The organism is Ectothiorhodospira shaposhnikovii (genome assembly GCF_022227765.1).
Classification (GTDB): Bacteria; Pseudomonadota; Gammaproteobacteria; order Ectothiorhodospirales; family Ectothiorhodospiraceae; genus Ectothiorhodospira.
On record NZ_JAJMLZ010000019.1, the window covers coordinates 1 to 2,365 of the forward strand.

At 66.8% G+C, this 2,365-nt stretch carries 2 protein-coding genes; both read left to right on the plus strand.

What is annotated here, in order from left to right; all coding sequences use genetic code 11:
- Positions 1–191: 191 nt before the first annotated feature.
- A complete protein-coding gene (istA, locus tag LQD11_RS15350) occupies positions 192–1,709 on the plus strand; it encodes an IS21 family transposase (protein WP_238618336.1) in 1,518 nt (505 codons plus the stop codon).
- Between the two features lie 10 nt (positions 1,710–1,719).
- Positions 1,720–2,365: IS21-like element helper ATPase IstB (istB, locus tag LQD11_RS15355; RefSeq protein WP_238618335.1), on the plus strand; the 646-nt coding region annotated here is incomplete at its 3' end.

Here is a 2,365-nt window from a genome sequence, read left to right on the forward strand (position 1 = left end):
AACGTGACCGGTGATTCCGTTTGAACGTGACCGATTTCGGGGTTCTGCCCGGAATCTGCGGTCACGTTCCCGGAACGGCGGTCACGATCCCCGGAATCTCATTCAACTCGCTGGAATTCTTTCACTTTTCCCGGCATAACCGCGCTTTTTTTCAGCCCAAGGGGTGTGCGGTGCCGGCAGCGAGGATTCCAATGAAGAAAATCACCGAGGTATTGCGTCTGAAGTACGCCGGCGGGCTCAGCCACGCCCAGATCGGTCAGGCCTGTGGGATCTCCAAGGGGGCCGTCAGCAAGTACGTCAGCCTGGCGGCGGCGCACGGGCTCACTTGGCCCCTGCCCGTGGACCTGGACGAGGCCCGACTGGAGGGCCTGCTGTTCCCGCCCGCGGCCAAGCCCACGGCCTTTGCCGAGCCCGACCACTTCAGCCTCCATCAGGCGCTCAAGCGCAAGGGCGTCACGTTGCAGTTGCTGTGGAGCGAGTATGTCGCCGTACACGGCGAGCGGGCCTACCGTTACAGCCAGTTCTGCCATCGCTACCACCAGTGGCGGCTGGCGCAGAAGCGCAGCATGCGCCAGCATCACCGTGCGGGCGAGAAGCTGTTCATCGATTACGCCGGACCCACGGTCGAGGTAATCGACCGCGCCACCGGCGAGGTGCGCCAGGCACAGGTCTTCGTGGCGGTGCTCGGGGCCTCAAGCTACACCTACGCCGAGGCCACCTGGAGCCAGTCGCTGCCGGACTGGATCGCCGCGCACCAGCGCGCGCTACGCTTCTTCGGCGGGGCGCCGCAACTCCTCGTCCCGGATAACCTGCGCGCCGCGGTCACCCAGGCTTGCCGTTACGAGCCTGGGATCAACGCCACCTACGCGGAGATGGCCGCGCACTACGGCACCGCGGTGCTGCCGGCACGGCCGTACAAGCCCAAGGACAAGGCGAAGGCCGAGGTCGGTGTGCAGGTGGTCGAGCGCTGGATCCTGGCGCGTCTGCGCCATCACACCTTCTTCGCCCTGGCCGAGGTGAACCGTGCCATCGCCGCATTGCTGCCGGCGCTCAACGAGCGGCGCTTCCAGCGGCGCACCGAGAGCCGCAAGGATCTGTTCGAGCAGCTCGACCGTCCCGCCCTCAAGCCCTTGCCGCAGGCCGAGTACGTCTACGCCGAGTGGCGCAAGGCCAAGCCCGGGATCGACTACCATGTCGAGGTCGATCGGCGCTTCTACAGCGTGCCCCACGCCCTGGTGGGCCAGGTACTCGATCTGCGCCTGACCGCCACCACGATCGAGATCCTGCACAAGGGCCAGAGGGTCGCCACGCACCCCCGTACCGGCCAGGGCCGCTTCTCCACCTGCACCGAACACATGCCCAAGTTGCATCAGGCGCACCGCGACTGGTCACCCGGCCGGTTCCTGCGCTGGGCCCAGGATATCGGGCCGTGCACCGCTGAGGTGATCACCCGCCAACTCGAAGGCCGACCTCATCCCGAACACGGCTACCGCGCCTGCCTGGGGTTACTGAACCTCGGCCGCCGGTACAGCCGTCCACGGCTCGAGAAGGCCTGCCAGCGCGCTCTGGCGGTGCGCACCGTGAGCTACCAGAGCATCGCCTCGATCCTCAAGAACGGTCTCGACCAGCAGCCGCTCGACACGGACCGTGATGAGCCACGCGAACTGCCGCTGCACGCCAACGTCCGCGGCGCCGGCTACTACCACTGAGGAGACCCCGATGCTCGCACAACAGACCACCGACCAACTGCGCCAGCTCAACCTCACCGGCATGATCGACGCCCTGCGCCAGCAGCGGGAACAGCCGGCCATCCAGGAACTGGCCTTCGAAGAACGCCTCGCCTTGCTCTTGGAGCGGGAGATCCTGCACCGGGAGAATCGCCGCCTGGACCGCCTGCTCAAGGCGGCGCGGCTGCGGGTCCACGCCTGCATCGAGGACGTCGACTACCGCCACCCGCGCGGGCTGGAGAAACCGCGCATCGCGGCACTGGCGCAACTCGATTGGGTGCGCCAAGCCCACAACCTGTGCCTGACCGGCCCCACCGGCTGCGGCAAGACCTGGCTCGCCTGCGCCTTCGGCAACCAAGCCTGCCGGCAGGGGCTCTCGGCGCGCTACCTGCGCCTGCCGACGTTGTTCGAGCAACTGCGCATCGCCCACGGTGACGGTTCCTACCCACGCCTGATGCAGCAACTGCTGAAGACCGAACTACTGATCCTCGACGACTGGGGCATGCAGAAAATGATCGCTTCGCAGCGCCAGGACCTGATGGAGGTGATCGAGGACCGCCACGGCCGCCGGGCGACCCTGATCGCCAGTCAACTACCCACCGAGCACTGGCACGAGTACATCGGCGAAGCGACCCTCG